This window comes from Paraglaciecola mesophila, assembly GCF_009906955.1.
GTDB classification, from domain to species: Bacteria; Pseudomonadota; Gammaproteobacteria; order Enterobacterales; family Alteromonadaceae; genus Paraglaciecola; species Paraglaciecola mesophila_A.
The window spans coordinates 383831-409260 of the sequence record NZ_CP047656.1 but is presented as its reverse complement, the minus strand read 5'-3'; the positions used below and the strand labels follow the sequence as shown (position 1 = coordinate 409260).

At 45.0% G+C, this 25430-nt stretch carries 18 protein-coding genes; 9 read left to right on the top strand and 9 right to left on the bottom strand.

The genetic code is table 11. The features are described from left to right. Positions 1–20: 20 nt before the first annotated feature. Positions 21–2129 (bottom strand): 3-hydroxyacyl-CoA dehydrogenase NAD-binding domain-containing protein, encoded by a 2109-nt coding sequence (locus tag FX988_RS01685; RefSeq protein WP_160178051.1) that lies wholly within the window; start codon positions 2127–2129, stop codon positions 21–23. A gap of 263 nt (positions 2130–2392) precedes the next feature. On the opposite strand from FX988_RS01685, the gene FX988_RS01680 reads away from it, so the two are divergent. The 4 genes from FX988_RS01680 (at position 2393) to FX988_RS01665 (ending at position 8627) form a co-directional block, all read left to right on the top strand. Next, the gene (locus FX988_RS01680; protein WP_160178050.1) at positions 2393–3313 is read left to right on the top strand and encodes a haloalkane dehalogenase; all 921 of its coding nucleotides are present in this window, start codon (positions 2393–2395) and stop codon (positions 3311–3313) included. 14 nt (positions 3314–3327) lie between these two features. Further along, complete coding sequence (locus tag FX988_RS01675; protein ID WP_160178049.1) at positions 3328–4095, top strand: SDR family NAD(P)-dependent oxidoreductase; 768 nt, start codon at positions 3328–3330, stop codon at positions 4093–4095. Positions 4096–4173: 78 nt separating this feature from the next. Further along, complete coding sequence (locus FX988_RS01670) at positions 4174–5823, top strand: long-chain-fatty-acid--CoA ligase (RefSeq protein WP_160178048.1); 1650 nt, start codon at positions 4174–4176, stop codon at positions 5821–5823. 227 nt (positions 5824–6050) lie between these two features. Then, positions 6051–8627 carry a M1 family metallopeptidase gene (locus FX988_RS01665; protein ID WP_160178047.1) on the top strand — a complete coding sequence of 859 codons (2577 nt, stop codon included), beginning with the start codon at positions 6051–6053 and terminating at the stop codon, positions 8625–8627. Positions 8628–8836: 209 nt separating this feature from the next. Here the strand turns inward: FX988_RS01665 and FX988_RS01660 are convergent, their stop codons facing one another. Both FX988_RS01660 and FX988_RS01655 read right to left on the bottom strand, forming a co-directional pair. Beyond that, positions 8837–10213 (bottom strand): NAD-dependent succinate-semialdehyde dehydrogenase, encoded by a 1377-nt coding sequence (locus tag FX988_RS01660; RefSeq protein WP_160178046.1) that lies wholly within the window; start codon positions 10211–10213, stop codon positions 8837–8839. A 315-nt stretch (positions 10214–10528) separates the two neighbouring features. Then, positions 10529–11773, bottom strand: coding sequence for an MFS transporter (locus tag FX988_RS01655; RefSeq protein ID WP_160178045.1), 1245 nt, complete (start codon positions 11771–11773; stop codon positions 10529–10531). A gap of 309 nt (positions 11774–12082) precedes the next feature. Between FX988_RS01655 and FX988_RS01650 the strand changes: the two genes are divergently transcribed. Next, a complete protein-coding gene (locus FX988_RS01650; protein ID WP_160178044.1) occupies positions 12083–12877 on the top strand; it encodes an AraC family transcriptional regulator in 795 nt (264 codons plus the stop codon). A gap of 239 nt (positions 12878–13116) precedes the next feature. Then, complete coding sequence (locus FX988_RS01645) at positions 13117–14064, top strand: alpha/beta hydrolase (RefSeq protein WP_160178043.1); 948 nt, start codon at positions 13117–13119, stop codon at positions 14062–14064. Between the two features lie 47 nt (positions 14065–14111). Here the strand turns inward: FX988_RS01645 and FX988_RS01640 are convergent, their stop codons facing one another. Together FX988_RS01640 and FX988_RS01635 are read right to left on the bottom strand one after the other, a co-directional pair. Beyond that, complete coding sequence (locus tag FX988_RS01640) at positions 14112–16478, bottom strand: exonuclease domain-containing protein (protein WP_160178042.1); 2367 nt, start codon at positions 16476–16478, stop codon at positions 14112–14114. Beyond that, positions 16471–16953: a CIA30 family protein gene (locus FX988_RS01635; protein WP_160178041.1), complete on the bottom strand. Its 483-nt coding sequence runs from the start codon at positions 16951–16953 to the stop codon at positions 16471–16473. Before FX988_RS01635 ends, FX988_RS01640 begins: the two co-directional genes overlap by 8 nt. A 359-nt stretch (positions 16954–17312) precedes the next feature. Here FX988_RS01635 and FX988_RS01630 point away from each other — a divergent pair, with 359 nt between their 5' ends. Beyond that, on the top strand, positions 17313–18416 hold the full coding sequence (locus FX988_RS01630; RefSeq protein ID WP_160182056.1) for a DUF2891 domain-containing protein: 1104 nt from the start codon (positions 17313–17315) through the stop codon (positions 18414–18416). Between the two features lie 56 nt (positions 18417–18472). Here FX988_RS01630 and FX988_RS01625 read toward each other — a convergent pair whose 3' ends face one another. Further along, positions 18473–19456 (bottom strand): HPP family protein, encoded by a 984-nt coding sequence (locus FX988_RS01625; RefSeq protein WP_160178040.1) that lies wholly within the window; start codon positions 19454–19456, stop codon positions 18473–18475. A 231-nt stretch (positions 19457–19687) separates the two neighbouring features. Next, positions 19688–20347, bottom strand: coding sequence for a hypothetical protein (locus tag FX988_RS01620; RefSeq protein WP_160178039.1), 660 nt, complete (start codon positions 20345–20347; stop codon positions 19688–19690). A gap of 322 nt (positions 20348–20669) precedes the next feature. Here FX988_RS01620 and FX988_RS01615 point away from each other — a divergent pair, with 322 nt between their 5' ends. Both FX988_RS01615 and FX988_RS01610 read left to right on the top strand, forming a co-directional pair. Beyond that, complete coding sequence (locus tag FX988_RS01615) at positions 20670–21635, top strand: DUF4862 family protein (RefSeq protein WP_160178038.1); 966 nt, start codon at positions 20670–20672, stop codon at positions 21633–21635. A gap of 96 nt (positions 21636–21731) precedes the next feature. Next, the gene (locus FX988_RS01610) at positions 21732–22034 is read left to right on the top strand and encodes a hypothetical protein (RefSeq protein ID WP_160178037.1); all 303 of its coding nucleotides are present in this window, start codon (positions 21732–21734) and stop codon (positions 22032–22034) included. Positions 22035–22123: 89 nt separating this feature from the next. On the opposite strand, the gene FX988_RS01605 is transcribed toward FX988_RS01610, so the two are convergent. Continuing rightward, a complete protein-coding gene (locus FX988_RS01605; protein ID WP_160178036.1) occupies positions 22124–22678 on the bottom strand; it encodes a DUF2058 domain-containing protein in 555 nt (184 codons plus the stop codon). Positions 22679–22770: 92 nt separating this feature from the next. Then, entirely contained in the window at positions 22771–25410 is a 2640-nt protein-coding gene (gene topA, locus FX988_RS01600; protein WP_160178035.1) for a type I DNA topoisomerase, read from the bottom strand. Positions 25411–25430: the final 20 nt, after the last annotated feature.

Below are 25430 nucleotides of genomic sequence, written 5' to 3'. Positions count from 1 at the left end.
TTAAATCGGTTAAGTAGGTGTTACTGCTTGAAATCAGCAAAGCGTTTGCCTTGCTCAGCCAGTTGTTTTAATAGCGGTGCTGGTTCAAACCAATGACTACCGTATTCACCTAGTTCATCACGATATTTGCACATCGCGTCGTAAACTTTTTTCAAGCCAATTTCGTCTGCGTATTGCATTGGTCCACCGCGATACACTGGGAAGCCGTAGCCATACACGTAAATAACATCAATATCGCTTGATTTAGCCGCTATACCTTCTTCAAGAATCAAAGCACCCTCATTGATTAGCGGGAAAATAATACGCTCTAAAATTTCTTGATCTGAGATATCACGTTGTTCGATACCGAGACGTTCTGCCTCTTCTTTGGCCATTTGTACCACTTCAGGATCAGGAATAGGCGTTCTGTTTCCAGGCTCGTACATATAAGCACCGCGACCCGATTTAAGCCCTACTCGACCTTGCTTCACCAGACGGTCTGAAACCACACAATAACTAGGGTCATGAGCAATAAATTCACGGCGTGACTCACGTACGTAGTAACCAATATCCAGACCTGCCATATCACCCATAGTGAATGGACCCATAGGCAAACCAAAGTCGTAAATGACTTTGTCGACTTGCTGCGGTGTGGCGCCTTCAAGCATTAAACGGGCAGCTTCTCGGCCGTAAGGTTCAATCATACGATTGCCTACAAAGCCGAAACATACGCCAACCAATACAGCCACTTTGTTGATTTTCTTGGCCATCTGCATCGACGTTTTAATCACCTCTGGCGAGGTTTTTTCCGCTTTAACCACTTCTAGCAATTTCATCACATTAGCAGGGCTAAAGAAGTGCAAGCCAATCACATCTTCTGGGCGAGAAGTCGATGCTGCTATTTCGTTTACATCTAAGGTTGAGGTATTTGAAGCAAGTATGGCACCTGGCTTACACACTTTGTCCAGTGCACCAAACACTTCTTTTTTAACGGACATCTTTTCGAATACGGCTTCAATGACTAGGTCTACATCACTTAAGGCTTCATATTCCGTAGAGCCCTGTAACAAGGCCATTCTGTCTTCAACAGCTTGTTGGGTTAACTTGCCTTTTTTCGCTGAGTTCTCGTAGTTTTTACGAATTAACGCTAGGCCTTTATCCAATGCTTCTTGCTTAAGCTCGAGCATCACGACAGGAATGCCTGCATTGGCAAAGTTCATGGCAATACCGCCGCCCATGGTGCCGGCACCAATAATACCGACCTTTTTAATGTCACGAGTAGGGGTAGATTTGTCATAATCACTTACGTGTGCTGCGGCTCTTTCGGCAAAAAAGAAATGCTGCTGGGCGCGTGCTTCTTTAGAAGCCATACATTCCATAAACAGTTCACCCTCACGCACTAAACCTTGCTCAAATGGCAATGCAACAGATGCTTCCACGGCTTGAATACAGCGCTCTGGTGCAAAAAAGCCTCGCGCTTGCTTTTTCAGGCCTTGACGATACTGAGCAAACAACTCATCTGGCGCGCTGGCTTTATCTATCTCGACATCTGATGTTTTGCGTACTTTAGCTCCCTTGGCAATAACGTCTTGTACAAACGCCATGCCTTCACTGAGTAAGTTCGCTGGGTCTTCTACCACTAAATCAAATACACCACCAAGCTTGCTGGCTTTTTCAGGACGACCTGAAACAATCATGTCCAGTGCTTTTGCCACACCGGCTAGGCGAGGGAGACGCTGAGTTCCACCGGCGCCAGGTAAAATACCTAAATTCACTTCAGGTAAGCCAACCTTGTTGCTGGCGAAGGTAACGCGATAATGACATGAAAGCGCAACTTCAAGACCACCACCAAATGCAGGGCCATTAAGTACAGCAATAACTGGCTTGGGAGCGTTTTCAATCACATCCAGAACAGTGGGCAAATGGGGTTCAAGGTTACCGCCCGAAAACTCGCTGATATCAGCACCGCCAGAGAATAAGGCGAGCTTTGAGGAAATAACAATGGCGTCGACCTTGTCGTTATCCAGTGCTTGATTAATGTTTTCAATTAAACCTACGCGAACGGATTTAGATAACGCGTTAACAGGTGGGCTTTGCATATACAAAACCGCGACATTTCCTTGTACTTCAGCTATCACTGCTTCACTCATAAACACCTCTTACCAGACAAATTAGTAAATGAATACTAGGACAGGGCACGGAATCATCCAAATTTATTGGTTTTATATTGATTAATAATTAGAGGTAATAACGCAGAAATAATAAACCCCCCTATTATTATTCATTAAATTCATACTTCTGCATTAATTTAGGCGAGTTGACATTTGATCGGCCAAATGATTTTCTAATAACACGATTACAAATTTAACAATGTGTTTACACCTGATTATTTAGCCCATTGAGGAAATGATTGATGCAGTATTTACGTACCCCAGATGCATGCTTTGAAGGATTAACCGCTTATCCTTTCAAGCCCAATTACCTCTTTGTTGATGATTTTGACGGTGGTGAAATGCGCATGCATTACCTTGATGAAGGCAATAAAGACGGTGAAGTCGTACTTCTGCTGCATGGTGAGCCGTCATGGAGCTTTTTGTATCGAAATATGATTAGGTCAATTACAGATAAAGGATATCGGGTTATCGTGCCTGATCTTATTGGTTTTGGTCGCTCAGACAAACCAGCCCAGCGCAGTGACTATACCTATCAACGGCATCTGGATTGGCTACGCAACATACTCAGTCAGCTATCGTTAGAAAACATTACCTTAGTCTGTCAAGACTGGGGCGGCCTGCTCGGGTTGCGATTAGTGGCAGAACATCCAGATAAATTTGCACGCGTTCTCGCTGCCAATACCATGCTCCCCACAGGCGATCACGCTCCTGGAGACGCATTTATGAAATGGCGTACGTTTTCACAAGAGGTAGCAGAATTTCCCGTCGCGGGCATTATTAAAGGCGCCACGGTCACTGAACTGGCACCGAGCGTACTTGAAGGATATAACGCCCCCTACCCCAGCGAAGAACATAAAGCCGGTGTACGCCAGTTTCCTCTGCTGGTACCCATTACCACCGACGACCCGCAAACCGAAAACAATCGCGCTGCATGGGAAGTCTTAAAACGTTTCACAAAGCCCTTTATCACTGCCTTTAGCGATAGCGACCCGGTTACCGCAGGGGGCGACAAAATTATGCAAAAGCTTATCCCGGGTACACAAGGTCAATCACATACCACCATCACCAATGGCGGGCATTTTTTACAAGAAGATCAACCACAGCAGTTGGCACAAGTGCTACTGCAATTTATCAACGACAACCCAATTTCAACAAATTAAAAGCGAGTATCAACATGGATTCATTATTAGATTTTAGCGGTCAAGTGGCATTAATTACCGGTGCAGGCAGTGGCTTCGGTCGTTTATTGTCAAAGGGCTTAGCTGAACGTGGTTGTAAGTTGGTGATAAGCGACATCGACCCTAAAGGCCTTGCCGAAACAGTGGAAAGCCTAAGTGAATTTTCGAGCAATATTGTTGCCCAACACTGTGACGTATCCAAAGAAGGTGATTGCAAAGCCATGGTCGATAGCGCTATGGATAAGTTTGGCCGAGTCGACATAGGGGTCAATAATGCGGGTATCGCCCACAGTATGGCCCCCATGCATACCCTTGACGAAGCCACCATGGACAAACAAATGGACGTGAACGTTAAAGGGGTGATGTTCGGCATGAAGTACCAAATTGAAGTCATGCTTAAACAGGGTAGCGGTCATATTTTGAATGTGAGTTCTCTTGCCGGTTTAGGCGGTGCCCCAAAAGGCGCGGCGTATTCAGCGGCGAAACACGCAGTTATTGGTTTAACCAAAACTGCGGCCATTGAATATGCACGAAAAGGTATTCGCGCCAATTCAATTTGCCCATTTTATACCCCTACCAATATTTTGAATATCGATGGGCAAATTTCAGAAGAAGGCATTAATCAACTCGCAGTCGGTTGCCCGATGAAGCGTCTTGCGACACCACAAGAAATTGTCAACGCTATGCTATTAGTGCTGTCGCCGGGCAATACCTATATGACAGGGCAATCAATCGCCCTAGATGGTGGCGTGACCGCTTGGTAGTAGCGATAAATTTGGCTGTTAAATACTGATTTTAAAGGGGCAATCTAATTGCCCTTTGACGTGAATAAGGAACTGTAAATGCAAGCGTTAATGATGAATTCACAATTGATGATTTCAAATATTTTGAAACATGCGGAGAAGAACTACCCGAACCGTGAAATCGTATCGGTTACTGCAGATAACCCTCGCCACCGTTACACCTATAAAGACTTCGCCGTACGTACTCGCCAACTCGCTAACGCCCTTGATGCATTAGGTGCCAAGTTTGGTGACCGTATTGGCACGTTAGCGTGGAACGATTACCGCCACCTTGAACTTTACTATGCCATTTCAGGTAGCGGCATGGTGTGCCATACCATCAACCCCAAATTATTCCCTGAGCAAGTTAATTACATTATCAATCATGCCGAAGACAGGTTTATATTTGTTGATGTTCTGGTCATGCCATTAATTGAAGCACTAGCAGCGCATTTACCAAACGTTGAAACCTTCATCGTATTGACCAATAAAGCGAATATGCCACAAACCAAACTTCAAAACGTGCTCTGCTATGAAGAACTTATAGCAGATAAATCGACTGAGTTTGAATGGCCTGAATTTGATGAAAATACCGCCAGCGGTATGTGTTACACCTCAGGTACGACGGGAAATCCTAAAGGAGTAGTATACAGCCACCGCTCAACCATGTTACATGCCTATGCGGGCGCCCTACCCGATGTGACCAATTCATCCGGCAGAGAAACCTGTCTGCCTATCGTTCCGATGTTTCATGTTAATGCTTGGGGATTACCCTTTGGTACCGTAATGACAGGCACTAAATTAGTCATGCCTGGACCGAAGATGGGCGACGGTGAAACCTTACAAAACTTGATTGAGAGTGAGAATGTAAGCTTCAGCTCTGGGGTGCCAACAATCTGGTTAGCGCTGCTTGATTATTTAGATAAAAGCGGTAAAAAAATCCCTTCACTAAGTCGTGTCACTGTGGGTGGTGCTGCATGCCCACGAACAATAATCGAACGCTTTAAACAGCAGCATAACACTATGGTATACCAAGGTTGGGGCATGACAGAAACCAGCCCACTAGGCACAATTTTTGGTTTACAACCCGGTATGGAAGCCTACACAGACGAGCAAATCACCGATTTACAAACCATGCAAGGTCGTGGTGTGTTTGGCATAGAAATGCGCATCGTCGATGAAGATAACAACGAGTTACCTTGGGATGGCGTAGCATTTGGCGCCTTGAAAGTACGCGGGCCGTGGGTCATCAGTGGTTACTACGGAATGTCGCAAACCCCAGGTGAAGAAGGCTGCCCTGTAGATGACAAAGGCTGGTTTGATACAGGCGATGTAGCAACGATTAATCCAGACGGTTATATGCAAATTACCGATCGTACCAAAGACGTCATTAAATCAGGCGGCGAGTGGGTGAGCTCTATCGACATTGAAAATGCTGCAGTGAGTCACCCCGCTATTGCTGAAGCCGCTGCAATTGGTCGGTACCATCCTAAATGGACTGAACGCCCCCTGCTTGTGGCTGTACGCAAAGACGATATGCAAGTGACGAGCGCTGAAATATTGAGTTTCTTAACAGACAAGCTACACAAATGGTCACTGCCTGATGACGTGGTTTTTGTGGACGAACTGCCCCACACCGCCACAGGTAAATTAAACAAGCTAGCGCTGCGTAAAACCTTTGAAGATTACGAATTTCCAGAAGCGGGATAGCAGCACATAAAGTACGCGTAACCCTACTGTAAAAAAGGCTCTATGAGCCTTTTTTCGTTTCTGACCACCTTATTCAGTTCTGTATTTGTTGAAACAAGTGTTAACTTTTTGATCGTTGCAATTCTAGCCATTTAACCTAATCTGCACCGCAAACGGATACATCAAGCGGGCGTATCGCCCAGAGACTGATGCATTGCGTAAAAATCAATCAATAACAGGGACTTAATATGACTTTCATGCAACGATGCCTAGCCGCCTTTAGCGTGTTTTTAATGACACAGGCGTTTGCAAGCGAAGAGGCCTATCGCCTAGGCAATAACGTAACACCGAGTTTTCAACAAATTGCGCTGAGGATAGATCCAAATCAAGAGACGTTTAGCGGCGAAACAACAATCACGATACACATAGAAAAAGCCACAGACACCGTGCGCTTCTATCAACGGGATCTGGATGTATTTAAGGCCGAGCTAATCGACGGCGCGCGTCAAATCCCACTTACGGTAGAAAGCCAAGCCTATGATATTCAGCAAGGTAAGGCTCAAGAGATACTTCCAGCTAAAACCTATCAATTGCATATGCAATTTACCGGCAAGGTGAATATCACCTCAGATGGTATGTATTTATCTGCGTTTGAGGGCAAAAACTACATTTTCACCCAGTTTGAAGACATGCATGCTCGCCGCGCATTCCCAGGGTTTGATGAGCCAAGTTATAAGATACCCTATCAAATGACGATCACTTCTCCCGTGGTTAATACGGTTGTTTCCAACACCCCAGTGGAATCAACAACCCAAGCTGACGGCTGGCAAACCGTGGTATTTAAAAAGACCAAACCCATGCCGAGCTACTTAGTGGCGTTTGCCGTGGGCGAAATGGATTCAGCTGAAATCACGGGATTATCCGTGCCCGGCAGAATTTACACTCCCAAAGGCCAAGCCCATCGTACAAAATTTGCTGTGGCGCAAACCCCGAAAATTCTTGACGCCCTAGAAGATTACTTTGGCACACCCTACCCCTACGAAAAACTCGACTTTATCGCCGTGCCTAACTTTACCCATGGTGCAATGGAAAACGCCGGCTTAGTCACCTATCGCAGTAGCTTGTTATTACTTGATGATGAGCCTCGTTTAACGGAGCAAAGCGGGCCAACCAAAACGATCGCCCATGAGCTCGCACACATGTGGTATGGCAATCTTGTCACTATGGCCTGGTGGGACGATTTGTGGTTAAACGAAGCGTTCGCATCATGGATGGAAAGCAAAATAACCATGGCCCTTTACCCTGAGCAGAACACCCAAGCACAACTGGTGCAAGAAGGAGCGTTTGGCGCCGATGCTAGCCCGACAACACGTGCAGTTAAAAAAGAAGTGCGCAGTCAAACCGACGTCATGGATGGACTAGGCCTTAATTACAGCAAGGGTGAGTCCGTGTTGCAAATGATCGAAGGACTAGTGGGCGAAGTGCCGTTTCAAAAAGGCGTGCAAAGCTACATGAAAAAACACGCTTGGGGTAATGCACAAGCAGATGACTTGTGGGAAGTACTCTCAACGGTCGCAGATTTTGACGTGCCTGCGTTAATGAAAACCTATTTAGAACAACCGGCCTACCCTCTAGTTAGCTTTGCTAAAAACGGCGATGTGAGCCAAAGCCGTTACCATTTGGCTGGCGCCGACGTTAGCCCACAGACCTGGATTGTGCCCCTTGCAATTACCTACAAGAAAAACGGCAAAATCACTCACACACGCGTGTTTTTAGATAAAGCCAAAACGAATCTACCCGAGTTGGCCGAAGCCCAGTGGATTTACCCTAACGACAATGCGATGGGTTACATGCGTTGGCAGATCCCAGCATCGCAGTTGCATGCCCTACTCAAAGACACGCAAGCGCTAAACGCCAGAGAGAAAAAATCCCTGCTGTATAATTCAGATGCACTGCTCAATGCAGATAAAATCAGCCTAGATCAGCATATGGCGGTGCTTGATGCCCTTGCGAAAGACAACGACCCCGTCGTTGCTCGCTCTGTGGTGGCATCGCTGAACGACCTTACCTATTTGGTTGATAACAACAATAAGGCCTTATTTGCGCAATTCTTAAACAGCAAATTGAGTCATTGGTTTGCACGCTTAGGCACAGTGGAAAGCAAAGGTGACAGCAACGATAAAAGTCGCCTGCGTAATGCAGTATTTGGCCTTCTTAGCCGTTACACGCAAAACGAAGACGTCATTGCACAGAGCAAACGCATCACCGAAAAATTCCTACAAGACGGTACAAGTACAGGCCGAGCGATTGCCGGAAATGCCATGCGCAGCCTAGCGGTTAATGACGACAAGCGGTGGTTTGACAAGTATCAGGCGGCGTATTTTGCCACTAATGATGCTAACACCCAGAGCACCATCCGCTTTGGTATGTTGTTCCCCGAGGCAGTGACGGTGCGCAAAGTACTTGATATGACCCTAAATGAAGCGGTGAGCCCTGCCAACGTACTGGGGTTTATTGCCACAGCCAGTCAAGCCAGAGAAGATCAGGATGTACTGTACCAATGGTTGGATGAAAACATGGAAAAAGTAACTGCTAAAATGCCGGCCTATCATGTGGCGCGTATGCCTGAATATGTGTCATCTAGCTGTAGCGAACACAACATTGATTTAGCTCAGCGCTTTTATCAAAAGCACATGGACAAGTACGATGGCATGGCCCGAAGCTATGACGTGGCGCAAGATGAGTCAAAGCAATGTGCCAAGTTAAAACAAGCTAATCAGGGGGCGTTTAACCAATACCTTCAAGGGGCTACCGCTTACTTTTAATGCAGTTCGCCTAATCACATATTGTATTGGCGAGCAGAAAACAAAAAAGGCAGTCAGAAAAATCTGACTGCCTTTTTACATTGCTTTTACTGTCTCTTGTCAATCTCTTTATAAAAGCTAAGTGCTTTATAAAGCCTAAGCGCTGCACAAGAGCTAGGCGCAGGTGACGTTCACTTGCCTACCTAGCGCTATTATCGCGAACCGCGGGGTTATTGTGTCACCATAATGGCTTTAACATTAACAAATTCTTTGATACCAAAGCCGCCATGTTCTCGGCCATAACCACTTTCTTTTACACCACCAAATGGCAAATTAGGATGCGCCAAACCATACCCATTGATATTGACCATACCCGTATCAAATACGTCTCGGGCAAGCTCAATGGCTTTATCTTCGTTCTTGCTGAAAATACCGCCACCAAGGCCGTAGCGTGAATCGTTGGCGATACGCATTGCATCTTCATCATCTTTGGCTTTAATGAGTGATGCCACTGGGCCAAACAACTCGTCATCGTAAGCTGGCGAGCCAGCACCGACATTCTCAAGCACAGTTGCTGGGTAAAAATAACCTTTGCGATCTGGAATTTCACCACCGATCAAGCACGTTGCTCCCGCTTTGAGTGATTCTTCCACTTGGTCATGTAGCTTGTCACGCAAGTCTTCACGCGCCATGGGACCTATGTCTGTTCCCTCGATATTTGGGTCATCCATTTTGAGGGCCTGCATGCCTTTTACGAATGCGGTTTTAAACGCTTCATAGTTCTTCTCTGTTACGATGAAACGTTTAGCAGAAACACAGGTTTCACCGTTATTGATTACGCGCCCTGTTACACATGCTTTAACAGCAACATCGATGTCTGCATCATCAAGCACCACGTAGGCATCGTTACTACCCAGTTCGAGTACCGATATTTTAACGTTTTCAGCTGCACTAGCGCCGACTTTTTTACCTACACCATCGCTGCCAGTAAAGGATACACCGCGTACTTTCGGGTGTTTGATCAACTCGCTTGCCGCTTCCCCGTCAATTAACAACGATTGATAAGCCCCTTTGGGAAAGCCTGCTTCTTCGTACATTTCCTGAATTTTAACCGCCATACCAAACACGTTTGCAGCATGTTTTAGCACAGTGACATTACCCGCCATCAAGTTAGATGCACTGTAGCGAATCACTTGGTAAAGAGGGAAGTTCCAAGGCTGAATACCTAGCACTACGCCGATTGGTCGATAACTGACGATCGCTTTGCCTTGTTCGTACTCCCGCTCTTCATCCGCTAGTAAATCGGGGCCATTTTCAGCGCTATAGCGGCAGATTGCAGCACACAGCTCTACTTCTTGATAACCTTGTTCTTTTACCTTGCCCATTTCATCTACCATTAGGCTAACAAGTTCATCTTTGTTGGCATCTATCACATCGGCCATTTTGTTCAGTAATTTCGCACGTTCTTCGCTACTGGTGAGCTTCCACTGTTGGAATACCTCATCAGCCTGATCCACAGCTTGATTAGCCTCCTTTGTGGTAAGTAGCGCATATTCTTTAATTTGCTCTTCAGTGGTAGGGTTAATTGTTTTCACTGTGTTTGACATAATCTCTCTCCTAAAATGAATGGAATGTGGAGTCGAGGTTTGAAGGAGCAAGTGCAAAGCCAGAATGTGTTTCTCAAGCAGAAACAAATGCAATAACGTGCCAGAACCTCGATAACCAAGGGCCTTGAGCAAACGTAATAAAATGTGTATTGATGAAATATGGATGGACAGTGTGAAACGAATCACGACTTACCTCAAAAATGACAGTAAATGTTACAAGGCTGGAATGTAAAGTCTTTAGATAACACGCCTTAAAGCGCTAACACACCCAGCCCTTAATCGAGCTGTGTGTTTTTCGATTACAGTATCTGTCCGCTAAAAATGAGGGAGTACTTTGTTTCGCCCACAGCCTAATCCAACAAAAGCGCACAGTAGACAAGCAAGCGCACACATCCATAAACTGCCAGACCAACTCCCAAAGGCTGAATATAAATAGCCAGCCAACATTGGCCCAATTGCCGCTAACGAGTAACCGAATGATTGCGCCATTCCCGACAAGGATGCAGCTTGCAGTGCGTTTTGACTTCTAAAGCTGATAAAAGGCAAACCTAAAATAAAGCAACCGCCTGAGCTAAACCCAATCAGCACAGTCCATAAAAAAGCAAATTGGGGTGCATACAGTAGCCCCAAAATACTTACCGCTCCTAATAGCGATATAGTAACCGCTGGTACGCGTTGGTCTTTCAACCTTGCCAAAATGGGAATTAGCACAAAACCTGGAATGGCTGAAGCAAATTGCAACCATCCGTGCAGCACACCTGCATAGACCCGAGTATAACCCGCTTCAACGAGAATATTGGGTAACCAACCAATCAGTACATAGGTCATAAAGGAATTAAGCCCGAGAAACAGTGTCACCTGCCATGCGAGCGAGAAGTGCCACACTTTACTGGCTTTTGCAGAATTAGGAGCAACCCTATTGGACAAATCGATCGTTGCAGGCGAAACATCATCAGGCATGGTGCGTTTGGTTAATCGTGGTAGCCAGAGTAAAAGGCTCAGCAGAGTTACCACACCAAATATTCCCAACGCCCCTTGCCATTGCAGAGCACGCTCGTTGGCAAGAGGCGTCACTAAGGCGGAAAAACCACCTGAGAAAATCCCCATAGCCAACACGTAACATGAAGTCATCATGGTAACTCGCGCTGCAAAATCTCGCTTAATCAAACTTGGCAGCAGCACATTGCCTATGGCTATCCCTACTCCAATAACCGCGGTCGCAAGGTATAGCATCCACATAGCATCAACTAACCGCAAAACAATACCTGCTCCTATCAGAATAAGAGCAATAAAAATTGCCGTTTCGATCCCTATTTTACGCGCTAACTTTGCAGCCAAAGGAGATGCGAGAGCAAATGCAATAAGAGGTAGTGTCGTTAACATACCTGCTTGAGCGCTGCTTAACGTAAAGGTGTTAATTATATGTTCAATAACAGGGGCAATACTCGTGATGGGTGCCCGCAAATTCGCTGCGACAAACAGTATTCCCAATACTAAAACAAAGGTTGATGCAGCTATTTTACGCGGTGCCGACCGCTCTATCCTGTTGACTAACTGCACATTTACTCCCGTTTGACTATATGGCTGTTAAGGCTTGCGCCGCATTTTTCACTTTTATGCATTTCTCGACTTACAGTCACATGATTGAAGGGCACAGGATCGAAAGGCACAGTTTGTACTCCAATAAGGTGCATACCTGCACTATTCACTAAGCGATAAGCGATATGCGATATGCGATATCAGCATAGGCCGAGCGACTCACATCGAGTTTGAACATTGTGAAAAACGTCTCAAAATTGTGGCTATTATAAAAGCTCTTCAAGCCTTATAATTTACAAATAATGACAACAAACCACTAATTACTGACAAATGAGCTTATTGAACTTTATACAGTGGAGTGATCTACAACATTTCGAATCTATGCCTCAACCCGTGGTTGCCCGTTTAGAGAAAGTCAACAATAGCCACGAACTGCCTCTACATACCCACCCTAAAGGGCAGCTTATCCTCGCATTGCATGGCTATGTTACGTGTGAAGTTGCCGGCAAAATGTGGATGGTGCCAACTCACAGCGCGATTTGGATCCCCGCTCATGTGAGCCATAGTAATCGCGCTTCTGATCATGCACAGCTTTGCCACGTGTTTATTCAACCTAACGAACTTCGCATGCCAAATAAAACCTGCACGCTTGCTATAAGCCCTCTGGCTAAAGCGCTAATCTGTCATTTTGCTTCATTAGATCAACATTACCCCAGCTATGGGGACACCAGTCGAATGGCTCAAGTATTAATCGATGTAGTCAGCGGCCTACCCAAACAACCCATGGCATTGCCCTTATCAACACACCCCACGATCGCTAAGTTAGCGCAACGTCTTATAGCCTACCCAGATGACCGAAAGACGCTCAGCCAGTGGGCAAGCTATTTAGCCATGACTGAACGCACGCTTGCACGCCTAATAAAGCGAGAGACTGGCATGACCTTTGGCCACTGGCGAGCACAGATGCATGCGATTATCGCCGTGCAAAAACTTAGCAGTAACATGTCAGTGCAACGGGTTTCTGAGTACCTTGGCTACAGTTCAGTGAGCGCTTTTATCACCATGTTTAAAAACCTACTCGGTGAATCGCCAAAGCGCTATATGAAACCATTCCACGTTGAGTAATTACTACACTTTGTTGCTGTTAACGACTTAGCTTTGTTGCTGTTATGCCTAATCATACTTATCAAACAACAATTTTAATCAATGCATACGTATGAATCAGATTTAACAGCTGATGCTTGCTATAGTCCTAGCGAGTTTTTCGCCGTGCTTATAATGTTATAGGACGCGAGTCATATGGTTATAAACACCTCTTATGAGCACTGAGCGACAAGCTGTTATTACATATACAGGTATCTAAAATGCGTAAAATATTGCTGTTTTCGTTAAGCTTTGCTCTGATGTTCACTCTATATTCTGGAGGGAGCTCAGCAAGTAAAGTCACAAGTGGTAATTTGATCACTATTAAAGATTTTAAATCCAACTACGTCGCCTCTCGAAATGTTCATGTCTGGTTACCAGAACAGTACGCAAAATCAACTAAACGAGGTGAAAAGTTCGCAGTGCTTTATATGCACGATGGGCAAATGCTGTTCGATCGCTCTTCAACGTGGAATGGTCAGGCATGGGGCGTAGATGCGGTTGCTTCTGCGCTATTGGAAAAATCTAAGCTTAGACACTTTATTGTCGTGGGTATCGACAATGGCGGAGCAACACTCAGGCACGCTGAATATTTTCCCCAAAAACCATTTGAAAGTCTAAGCAGTGATAAACGAAAGGCACTGTATCAAGGGACACATAACGGTTCGCAATCCTTGTTCTCAGGCAATAAAGTGCAGTCAGACGAGTACTTAAAATTCATTGTCACTGAGCTAAAACCCTACATCGATACAACCTACAACGTGCATACTGACCCTGAGAACACCTATCTAATGGGCTCAAGTATGGGGGGATTAATATCGCTGTACGCGATCAGTGAGTACCCCGATGTTTTCGGTGCTGCGGCTTGTCTTTCAACTCACTGGCCTGGTGATTTTGATTCTGAGGACCAGCTTATTCCACAAGCGTTTTTTAGTTACATGGAAGAGCATCTGCCGACTGCCAATAATCATCGGATCTATTTTGATCATGGCACTGCCACATTAGATGCTAAATACCCAGCATTACAAAAACGTGCTGACGCAATAATGCGCGACAAGGGCTATGACAGTAATAATTGGCAAACCCTCACCTTTGAAGGTGCCGCACATACAGAAGATGCGTGGAATGCCCGCTTGCCCATCCCCCTCATTTTCTTATTGGGGCAGTAAACCAACATTTACGACATCAAAACAGACAAAAAAACACTATGGCTATATCAGGCATGGTGTTTTTTTTCGTTGACCATAATCAGTAACTCTGCCGCCGCTTGGGCATCACATAGTGCTCTGTGGTGGTTTTCAAGAGACAAGCCGTATTCTTTGGTTAGTTTACCTAAAGAATAGGATTTTAAGCCCGGGAAATATTTACGCATTTCACGTACCGTACACAGCTTTGGCATTGTGAATGTACGCTCCAAACGGGCGTATTCTAATTTAAAAAAACCGTAGTCAAAATTGACATTATGAGCAACAAAAATGCAGTCCTGCATAAAGCACTCTAAATCATCTATCACTTCGCAAAATAGCGGCGCATCTTCAACCATGTTATTGCTGATCCCCGTTAGGCGGGTAATAAAATGGGGTATACGACGCTCGGGGTTGATGAGGCTGCTCCAGCTGTCGACTACCCTACCGTTTATCACTTTAACGGCACCAATCTCTGTAACGCGGTGCCCTGGCTTGCATCCACCTGTGGTCTCAACATCAACCACCACATAAGGTTGCTGAGGGTTGTAACGCCATTCAACTTGGCATACTCCTACGTTAAAACCGGCATTTTGCAACGCATCAATGCTGACTAATTGATTGGCGCGCAACTGGTCTCCAGGCGCTTTGACTTCTTCAAAGCGTAATTGCTGATGTTCGATGACCATTAAATCAGGGTAACCATCCTTTAACCCTTGGTAATTTTTTGCCATCGCCCTTAAGTGATTCGCCACACATTGCCCATCAACATGTTGCAGAAACACGCTTATGATTTCGAGTATTTTGCTGTGCCAGCGAAATATGCCGTTGGGCTGTCCATAATTACCAGTGGCCACTTGAGTGATGTATTCCATGGCATGGCTGGTAGCAGAATACGGCTTATATTGCGTAAACAGTGCTAAGCGCGCCTCGACTTGCTTTTCGAGCTCTTGATATAAGCTATTCTCTTTGATCAGACGTGGTTTACGATCAAATTCAGAGCCCGTAGCTCGTTCGGCCTCATTAAAAAGTTCGTGCCAAAAGGTCAATCCAAACAACGCCCTAAATAAACGATTTTCGGTTCGATAAACCTGCGTATGTGAAACCCGTGTATGGGCAGTACTGTGCTGAGCATGTTGCAGCTCTTGGATATCTTGCACAGACGGTTGCACTTGCTCGCTTTTAAATTCAGTTTGATACTTGGTTTGTTTTTCGTTAGCTGCGTATTTTTCATCACTCAAACTTAGTGCTTCGTAATAACGCTTTACGCCTAATTCCACACGATCTTTATACACTTCATCTATGTACAGCTTACTGCTGTGTTCACGAAGGCGCTGGGTCCGCACACTTAATTTTGCTTGATTGAATTTACGCTGGTAAAAATCAAATGCGAATAAGCTCAACTCATCGTCTTTTGGTGAATCAAGTATCGCTTCAAGAGCAGTTTTGGCGTGTGCTTTATCAATTTTATAGGTTTCTCTTATCAGGCGTTCTTGTGCTTTTTGGTGTGACGATAGTCGCCAAAATGCCAGAGCGTTGTTTTTTGCATCTTCATCATCAAGCATAAATAATGCGCAGCCTATTTCGTACCAAAATTGGGCTGCGTATTCATTGGCTATAATCCCGACGGGGCTTTTCTGTATGGCGCGGTTTTGTGCTAATACAAGCAGCTCTTGGTCACTCATTGTTGCCAGCTGCTGTTGTAATTGGGCAAAATAAAAGGCACTTTGAGCATGCTCAATGTCATCAAAGCGCGGCCCTTGCTGTTTCGATTTACGGCGTGTTTTGAGTACGCCTAAATCGCGCATCGAAAACTTATCAAGGGCACTTTTAAGATTGCCGAAAAATAAAAACAGCAAGTATTGCCATTCATTAACAAAGGTTTTCACTTTAATGTCATCACACACCTCATGCTGAACGACAGCACTAGGGGCAAGAACTTTGGCTAACCTCAATAGCTCGGCTTTCGGAGCACTTTTTTTAAACAATATATCCTGAGCACTTAACAATTCGACTAGTTGCGTCTTATTCAGTGTACCTAACAGTAAGCTAACGTCATTATTTTCAGCGTGTCGCAATGCCCCCATTTCTATCAAGGTATCCAATTGCTGCTGACAGTTTTCAATTTCTCCATACGCTAGCATCTTGCTAAACGCGATAAACGGCCCTTTACGATTCGCTGCACGAACAAACATGCACTGAGTATTGTGCTCGAATTGTTTAAACCTATGAATAAATTCGATATGAGACGACGATAGAAGGGATGCACAATGCATTTCAGCATAAGCAATGAACTCATTGAAATGATCAAGATAGTATTTTTCTGGTAGCACTAACACTGAATTGGCTGGCTTTGCCAAGGCAGTCACATCTTGAGAAACCTTATTTATATCATTCATCTAAGGTAATACTGTCAATCAGCAAACAAAAGTCCCCTTGTTGGCGATCGCTTATTAAAAAACCAAGCTGTCTTACATCCTGCCAATTCAGCATGGGGGCATCAGCTACTTTTTTACCGCGCAAGGTCGCTTTGAACTCGTTCAGTTTAAAACGGAAGGTCTGCCAAACATTAGCTTGAGTACTAAAGCCTACACCATAGGAAGGCACACCTTTATCTAAACTGGGTTTTAAGCGTAATTGATAGCGTTTGCCATCACCCATAACACGAATTGATAACTCTGCATTGTGAGTGACATCTAACACAAAAACACGTCTGGTAACGGATGCAAAGCCACCGTTATTTTCTAAAGAAACATGACCACTAAACACGGCGAGTTTGTCCACATGGGATAATTGAGACTTTGATATGCCACCCATAACGCCGTCGTTTACCGATTTCCAGCTATCGCTTGCATTAATTTTAAAAAGATTCATAGATGACACGCTCATTATCTAATGGTCAGCGCCTACTTTGATAGGTCGATGTAATATACAGTGGTTTATACAGTATTTTAACCAGTTTTAGGATTATGACGCAAGTTGTGATGACAGATTGACGGATACTTACCAGTGAACATCACTGTATGCCTCAGTTGATACGTTGCGGAGCGACGGGCGCTTCAGTGCCAAACATGCTTCAAGTAAGCTCAAAGAGCGTTGCGTTTGCACGCTTGTTGGCTTGCTCGCTGCAATTTCCTCACTATTGACCTTCTTGAGCAGCCCCTTGCACACGTTGCATCGCCATGACAGAGCGAGTATTCTGCGCTCAACCAGTAAAGAGATATAAGATGACGATGAAAATCAAAGCAATAAGTTTATCTATTGCCATGTATTGTGGCATTGCCTTCGCGGCGCAAAATGAGCAATCAACGGTTCCTACACAAGACCAAATGAGTGACCGTTTTGCCGAACTCGCCCTTGAGTGTGTGCACAAAGAATATCCAAATATCATCAAACACATGATGACAGGCGATCAAGACGTAAAAACGCCAAAAGAACTGTACCCTGCCTTTTATGGTTGCTTCGACTGGCATTCTTCGGTCCATGGGCATTGGTTGCTCACTAGGATCGCTAGCCAACACCCTGACTCGGTGCATTACAAGGAGATAATGGCAAGCTTAGGACAAAGCTTTAGCCAAGCGCATATCGACGGTGAATTAGCCTATTTCAACCGAGAAGGCACTGGCACCAGTTTCGAGCGCCCTTACGGCCTAGCTTGGTTTTTACAACTCACCAGCGAATTACGTGAATGGGACAATCCTCAAGCTAAAGAATGGTTAGCAACATTGACGCCGTTAGAAAACAAAATTGTTGCTAATCTATCCGACTGGTTGCCCAAACTTTCATTTCCCATTCGCGTAGGTGAGCACAGTCAAACCGCGTTTGCATTTGGCCTAATGTTGGATTGGAGTAACACCGCGAACAATACAGCTTTTAATCAGCTACTTAAGAGCACAGTTACACGTTTGTATGCGAATGACGTAAATTGTCCCCTCGCTTACGAACCATCAGGACAAGATTTTTTATCCCCCTGTATTGCCGAAGCAGACTTAATGCGTCGCGTTTTACCTAAGACCGACTACAGCAAATGGCTGAGTGAGTTCTTGCCCACAATCCCTAGCGACGGAAGCAGTGATTGGTTGAGCGTAGCCACGGTAGTCGATAAAAGCGATGGCAAACTGGCCCACTTAGATGGGCTTAATTTAAGCAGAGCATGGATGTTAGAAGGCATTGCCTCTGCGTTGCCAAAAAACGATAAGAGATTAGCGGCGATAAATAGTGCGGCGAAAAAGCATCACACGGCGGGTATTGATTCAGTGATCCACGATATGCATTACATGGGTAGTCATTGGTTGGGCAGTTTTGCTACCTACCTAACCACCGAACGCGGGTTGTAAAACACTCTCAGGTTGTCGTGGAAAATAGCAAAGCGCTGGTGTTCATGCATCCGCGCTTAAGCTTTTTGTTCTTCAACCTTTACCCATTGCTGATTGTATTTTTCGACTTCAAAACGTGCCCACTTATGAAACTCACTGCGTAGACACATATGGGTTTCATAACCGCCGTGTCCCGCTAATACCTTATAAATCACCTTGTCTTTGCTCGCGTGAGTATTGACCGGCGCGGCATCAACCACTTGTCTAATGCTCCACAGGCGTCCCAATTTCCCATTACTGTAAATCCGCCCAGCAATGATGCTTTCGGGATGAGTGATGTTTTTTTCCGCATGCTTCTTGGCCAGTTCAAGCAAATCAGTCAATCCATCTGGGGTGATATCGACATACGAGTCTAGCTTCTGCATTGCAGCGGCAAAATCTTCTTGGGTTAACTCATGTTCACGTTCATTTGACGGTGTCCCAACCGCCCTTTTTAGTTTGTGAGCCAGATGGACAGGGTAACGACGCCAGCTAAACAAACCGTTAAATAGAAGCGTAATAGCTATAATAACGACAATATTTATGCCTAAAGGCATCCACAAAAACTGGTATCCTAAGGCGTCGATATCTGCGCCGCCAATGACAATTGTCAGTGCCGTTGCCCCGCCAGGTGGGTGAATACAACGCAAGTAGTACATCACGCCGATTGATCCACCCACAGCAAACGCTGCAATCCAAGGTCCATGGCCTAAATACTTCACACTGGTAATGGCCAGCAGCGCAGAAATTAAGTGCCCGCCAACAACAGCCCAAGGCTGAGACAACGCCCCGTGAGGCACGGCAAATAAGAGCACGGCACTGGCCCCCATTGAGGCGATAATCATGACACTGCTCTGCGTGGTGAGCACGTGAGCCTGTGCAACAAAATGCATTACCCACATGATCCCTGCAATTCCCAGTGTGCCACCTAGCGCAGAAATCAGTTTTTCATTGTGACTTGTAGTATTGGCTGAAATGCCGACCAGCTGCTTGAACTCGTAAAGAAGTGATTGAAGATCCATGAAGACCAAAACGTAAAAATGATGAGGCAGGATTCTAATTTATGATCCTAGGTTAAAACAACACTCTAGCTAGAACGGCTGAATGTAAGTTAGCTACTAAAAGCATAAATTACTTTATGCTCTGCTTATAAAACGGCAAAAAGCAGAATATTTCACTGTCAATGCGGCAAACAGTAGCCGCCCAACGTACAGCCTATTGAATACAAAAACACATACGTTGAGGGGTAAAAATTACGCTTCTTCTGACGTTAGCCCTAAGGTATTCTTCACTTGCTCAAACAAACCTTCTGACTCCCCACGAGAGGCAATCGACAGCCCCGCATCAGATAGATAAAAGCTGTCCAGTGAAAATAAATACTCTCGACTTTGCGTCAGGTAAGTCACCACGTCGTCTTCATGCACATCGGCGGCTTGTAATTCTTTGGCGTATTCTTGAGATTGTCCTAACTCATAGAACTCAGACAGCGAATTTAAATCGTCGAGCTTGCTCTGCAGCTTTGGGTTTCTATCAAGGTATTGCTGAAGCTGCGCTAAACCTTTGTGTTCTGGTGCGTGCTCACTGCTGACAACCCACGCCCCGTCCACTTGTGTTAGCTTAACATCAAAGGTAAGGCCTAAGTCTTTTGCCCTGTCTGTTAAATCTTCAGTGACGCCGCGCATGTTAAAGCTTAACATGTTGTCTAGCGTTTTTAGGTTTACCCCATTCTCACCTGATTTTAAACGCTCTAGTGCATCGTCAATATTTCCCGTTGCTAGGTTATTCTCAACATCTGACAGCCCTGCATAGAGATTATTTTTTTGTGCATCCACTACGCTTTGCAATGCCGCATCGGCATCGCTTGTGTTGTTTAGGTAATCAAATAGTGAAGTCTTCGATTGTTGGATTTGCATCGCGTTAATTCCTGGTATCAGCGCAATAAAAACGATTATTCCAGTAAGGTTAAACTGCTTACTGCGCGGTCATCTACAGCTGTTTAGTTTTACATAGCAAACCGTAAGCCAACTAAGAACCACTATCCAAAAAACCTGACAACCGCCCTTGGCGCGATACATTCTTGTGTGTAGGAACGTCGAACCTCAGATACAAAACAGCACAAAACAGCACAAAACCTTTACACTTTTAACGCTAGTAAAGCTATTCGCAAGCTTCCAGCTTCATGTTAAAGTCTTTTATAAATGACTGTTTAACTTCACTTTTCAAAAAGGAATTCACATGAATTATTTTGTCGGGTCCTACGCCACCTCCCCTGCTTGGGAACAATGGGATGCTGAAGCTGAACACGCGTACTTCGCACAGTTAAAAGCGATGCCAAACCTACAAGGTTTAGAGCATCCATTCACCGGCACATTGCACCCACATGATGACGATTGGTTTATCGCTAATGTCAGCCCAGACTGGCAATTTGTTTTCACCTGCGTGCCCGGTACCATGGGTGCGTTAGGCAAAAACCCACACTTTGGCATTGCTTCAGATGATGAAGAGGGTCGACAAGCTGCGCTCGATTTTATGCGAACAGCGTGCGATGCCATAGGAAAGCTTAATCAAGGACTTGGGCGAAAAGCAGTAAAAGCCATCGAAATACAGACCGCTCCAAACAGAAGTCAAGCCAGCGGTTCAGCCAAATCGTTAAAAGCATCTTTGGCTACTATGCTCAACTGGGATTGGCATGGCGCGGATATCGTTATTGAACATTGTGATGCCTTTACACCTGATCACGCGCCGGCCAAAGGGTTTTTATCGCTAGAGGACGAAATTGCTGTAGTGAGCGAGTTAAATCAAACGCAACAGGCAAACCTAGGCATTTTAATTAATTGGGGCCGTTCAGCGATTGAAACTATGAGCACTGCTGGCGTATTAGCCCACATCGAAAAAGTTAAAGCTCAAGGGCTGCTTAAAGGACTTATGTTTTCTGGGGTAACGGATCAAGAATCGCCTTATGGCATTTGGAAAGATACCCATATGCCCGCTGCGAAAAATCCAAGCGTAGCTTTTGGCGCTGAGCATTCGCTATTAACTGAACAAGAGATCCACCGCTCATTGGCTGCTTGTGGCAATGCCCTGACGCAAGATTCAATTATCGGTATTAAATTAGGGGTACGCCCTAAAGACGCAGATCTTGAGTCACGGGTAGGTTATAACCACGCGGCGCTAACCATGATTGAGCGCTTTTTTAAATAGCTTATACCAATTCCATTAAATATTGCGTTAACTATTGCTTGTACTCGTTCAACGAAAAGTAGGTTAACGCGAACTGACTAACGTCAAAGGTGATTCATGGAAGAAATAGAGGTAACGTGGTGGCGCGCAGCAAGAATTTGGTGGAGCTGGGCGTGGCGCGCTCTGCTTTGGACTGTCCCCACTGCTGTGCTGTTTGGTTTTGCTATTGGCTTGACGCTGGCAGCTTTGGGATTATCAGTGGAGCCCTTTACCCCTTATATTCAAACTACTGGAGCCGGCATAGGCATATTTTTTGGTATTTTGGCCATGAAAAAAATCATAGGCAAACAATTTAACGGTTTTCGCATTGTTGTTATTAAAACAGCACATACTGAAAGTGCCCAAACTGACGTGTCATAATGATAAATGGCATAATCGCTGGCAATGAATTGCCAGCGATTATGGACTCAATGCGTTTCAATAGTATTCATCAACCGACTAATCCTGCGCTACCAACTCAAATCATCTGGAATTTCGTAGTCTGCATACCAGTCTTCATCTTCGCTATTTTTGGCTTTTTCTTCTGGCAGAATATCGGCGCGATATAACACATAACTTTCGTCACGTTCGGCGATTTTATCCGCCACCGGCATGGGGATAAGCTCATAAGCGTCGTTTAACTTAACAATCGCAAGTTGGCCTTGAGTAATTTGAGTGTGGATATTTTTATCCACATATATACGTTTAATGACGTTATTATCACTGAAGTTACACGCAATATCGCCCACTTTACGCGACTGCTTATTTACGTTAATCATTTGCACAATTTGTGCTTGAACGGCTTTTTTCTCAGCCTCTGCTTTAGCCTGTTGGTTTAATTCTCTGTCTCGGGCTTTCTTCTGCTCTGCGGCCTTTTCAGCCGCAATCTTACTTTCATTCGTTTGTTGAATATTATGGTTCTTTTTTTCTTTTGCTTGTTTGTGTTTTTGCTGACGTACCTGCTTCGCTTTTTTCTTATCAGCGAGGCCTGCTTGCAAAAGTTGTTCTTGGAGTGACAATGCCATACTCGTGCCTATAGGTTGTAAAATGCATAAAGCCGGTAAGGATAAGTTACCGGCTTTTGATTATAAAGAATCAGTACTGTGTTTCAAAAGCGCTATTTTGCTTTTTTGCGCTTGTCTTCCACTGTCCATTTATTATCTGTGTACCAAGCAGACCAGCCTGTGGCTTTGCCTTCTTCGTTTTCACTCATCACATATTGTTGTTTTGTTTTACGACTGTAGCGAACCAATGTGTCATTTCCGTCGGGATCTTTCGCTGGCGCATCAGCTAAGTAATAGAATTTAGGTGAAATGCGATCTCTAAAACGAGCAAGCTCAGCAACAAGTGGGGCACGGGTTTCCCGAGATTTAGGGAAATTATGTGCCGCCATGAAAATACCTGACGCTCCGTCACGTAATACAAAGTGCGCATCTGACTTACTACACTCTAGTTCAGGCAAGTCCACTGGATCTTCTTTAGGCGGCGCAGCTTCACCGTTTCTAAGTAACTTGCGGGTATTCTTACACTCTTCATTCGTACAGCCGAAGTACTTACCAAAGCGACCGTTTTTAAGTTCCATGTTTGAACCACATTTATCACATTCGATAATTGGGCCATCGTAACCTTTAATTTTAAAGGTACCCATTTCAACTTCAATACCTGGGCAGGTAGGTGTATTACCACACACGTGTAACTTGCGTGTTTCATCTACCAAGTAGCTGTCCATGGCAGTTGCACAAATTGGACAACGCCGTTTGGATCTAAGCAGCTCTGTTTCTAGCTCTTCTTCGTCGTCTACCTTGATGACTTCGTCACCAGGCGTTAGATTCAAGGTGCCAGTACAGCGCTCCTTCGGTGGTAAGTTGTAACCAGAACAACCTAAAAATACCCCAGTACTCGCAGTACGCACATTCATGGGGCGACCGCACTTAGGGCACTCAATATCTGTGGGTACGGCCTGATTTAAGCGCATACCGCCTTCGTCTGGGTCTTTTTCCGCTAGATGTAATTTCTTCTCAAAATCGCCGTAAAAATCATTTAATACGTCTTTCCAAGATACTTTGCCGTTAGCGATTTCATCCAACTCTTGTTCCATCTTGGCAGTGAAATCAAAACTCAGTAGATTGTCGAAGTTCTCGAGCAATCTATCATTAACGATCTCACCCATTTTTTCAGCGTAAAAACGCTTACTCTCAAGACGCACATAACCACGATCTTGAATAGTCGAGATAATACTGGCGTAGGTTGACGGGCGACCAATCCCCCGCTTTTCCAACTCTTTTACCAAAGAGGCTTCATTGAATCGAGCAACTGGTTTGGTGAAATGCTGTTTAGGATCGAGCTGTTTCAGGCTCAGACTCTCCCCCTCTTTAACATCTGGCAGCAAGAAGTCTTCTTCGCCTTTTTTGCGCTGAGGGTTTTGAACTTTTGTCCAACCATCAAACTTCAATACACGCCCTTTCGCGGTGAGTTCATAACCCTTAGCAGATACGCGGATCGTACTTGCATCATATTTAGCAGGTGTCATTTGACAGGCAACGAATTGACGCCAAATAAGCTCATACAAACGCTGCGCATCGCGTTCCATTTCTGATAATGCTTCAGACTTAAGCAATACATTTGACGGTCGGATCGCTTCGTGAGCTTCTTGGGCGCCGTCTTTGCTGCCGTATTTCAGCGCATTTTCTGGTAAGTATTTCGCACCAAAATTGTCGCCAATGTAATCACGGCAGGCATCAACCGCTTCTTTGCTTAAATTAGTCGAGTCGGTACGCATGTATGTAATGTGACCCGCTTCATACAAGCGCTGGGCCATCATCATGGTTTTCTTTACACCAAAACCTAAGCGGGTACTTGCCGCTTGCTGCAAAGTAGAGGTAATAAATGGTGCTGATGGACGAGACTGAGTAGGTTTTGAGTCACGACTAATAACGGTGTACTGGGCGTCTTTTAACTCTGCTAAGGCAGCGTCCGTTTGCTTTTTGTTAGTTGGCTTGAACGCTTTGTCATTGTACTTAGCAACTTGCATGCGCAAATCACTGTCTTTAGCCGTTAATAGATTGGCATGAACATCCCAAAACTCTTCTGGTACGAACGCTTTAATTTCACGTTCACGCTCGACAACAAGGCGCACGGCGACAGATTGTACTCGACCTGCAGATAACCCTCGGGCGACCTTTTTCCATAAAAGCGGCGACACCATGAAGCCAACAATTCGGTCAAGAAAACGACGTGCTTGTTGCGCATTAACGCGCTCAACATTGACTTTTCCAGGTTCAGAGAAAGCTTCTTGAATGGCATTTTTAGTGATTTCGTTAAACACCACACGCTGATAATCCTTGCTAGGATCGCCAATCAATTCTTGTAGATGCCATGCGATGGCTTCCCCTTCTCTATCCAAATCCGTCGCGAGATAAATAGTGTCAGCATTTTTGGCTAATTTCTTAAGTTCATTAACGACTTTTTCTTTGCCATTTAACACTTCGTAATGGGCTGCCCAATCGTCTTTTGGATCGACACCCATACGGTCGACTAATTTGCGATATTCATGCTCGCGTAAATACGATTCTCGCTTATTTTCGGATAATAACTTTAGCTCTTTTGCCGGTTTTTTAGGCGGAACTTTGCCTAAAGCTTTCGTTGGAAGGTCTCGAACGTGGCCTACACTAGATTTAACAATAAAATCTTTCCCGAGATATTTATTAATTGTTTTCGCCTTTGCCGGTGATTCGACAATGACCAGAGACTTTGCCATATAATTAGTCTTAACCTTTG

Coding starts and splice junctions, on each gene's coding strand:
- FX988_RS01675 (WP_160178049.1), top strand. CDS start 3,328: ATGGATTCATTATTAGATTTTAGCGGTCAAGTGGCATTAATTACCGGT.
- FX988_RS01665 (WP_160178047.1), top strand. CDS start 6,051: ATGACTTTCATGCAACGATGCCTAGCCGCCTTTAGCGTGTTTTTAATG.
- FX988_RS01650 (WP_160178044.1), top strand. CDS start 12,083: ATGAGCTTATTGAACTTTATACAGTGGAGTGATCTACAACATTTCGAA.
- FX988_RS01625 (WP_160178040.1), bottom strand. CDS start 19,456: ATGGATCTTCAATCACTTCTTTACGAGTTCAAGCAGCTGGTCGGCATT.
- FX988_RS01610 (WP_160178037.1), top strand. CDS start 21,732: ATGGAAGAAATAGAGGTAACGTGGTGGCGCGCAGCAAGAATTTGGTGG.
- FX988_RS01635 (WP_160178041.1), bottom strand. CDS start 16,953: ATGAATCTTTTTAAAATTAATGCAAGCGATAGCTGGAAATCGGTAAAC.
- FX988_RS01640 (WP_160178042.1), bottom strand. CDS start 16,478: ATGAATGATATAAATAAGGTTTCTCAAGATGTGACTGCCTTGGCAAAG.
- FX988_RS01620 (WP_160178039.1), bottom strand. CDS start 20,347: ATGCAAATCCAACAATCGAAGACTTCACTATTTGATTACCTAAACAAC.
- FX988_RS01615 (WP_160178038.1), top strand. CDS start 20,670: ATGAATTATTTTGTCGGGTCCTACGCCACCTCCCCTGCTTGGGAACAA.
- FX988_RS01605 (WP_160178036.1), bottom strand. CDS start 22,678: ATGGCATTGTCACTCCAAGAACAACTTTTGCAAGCAGGCCTCGCTGAT.
- FX988_RS01630 (WP_160182056.1), top strand. CDS start 17,313: ATGAAAATCAAAGCAATAAGTTTATCTATTGCCATGTATTGTGGCATT.
- FX988_RS01670 (WP_160178048.1), top strand. CDS start 4,174: ATGCAAGCGTTAATGATGAATTCACAATTGATGATTTCAAATATTTTG.
- FX988_RS01660 (WP_160178046.1), bottom strand. CDS start 10,213: ATGTCAAACACAGTGAAAACAATTAACCCTACCACTGAAGAGCAAATT.
- FX988_RS01685 (WP_160178051.1), bottom strand. CDS start 2,129: ATGAGTGAAGCAGTGATAGCTGAAGTACAAGGAAATGTCGCGGTTTTG.
- topA (WP_160178035.1), bottom strand. CDS start 25,410: ATGGCAAAGTCTCTGGTCATTGTCGAATCACCGGCAAAGGCGAAAACA.
- FX988_RS01645 (WP_160178043.1), top strand. CDS start 13,117: ATGCGTAAAATATTGCTGTTTTCGTTAAGCTTTGCTCTGATGTTCACT.
- FX988_RS01680 (WP_160178050.1), top strand. CDS start 2,393: ATGCAGTATTTACGTACCCCAGATGCATGCTTTGAAGGATTAACCGCT.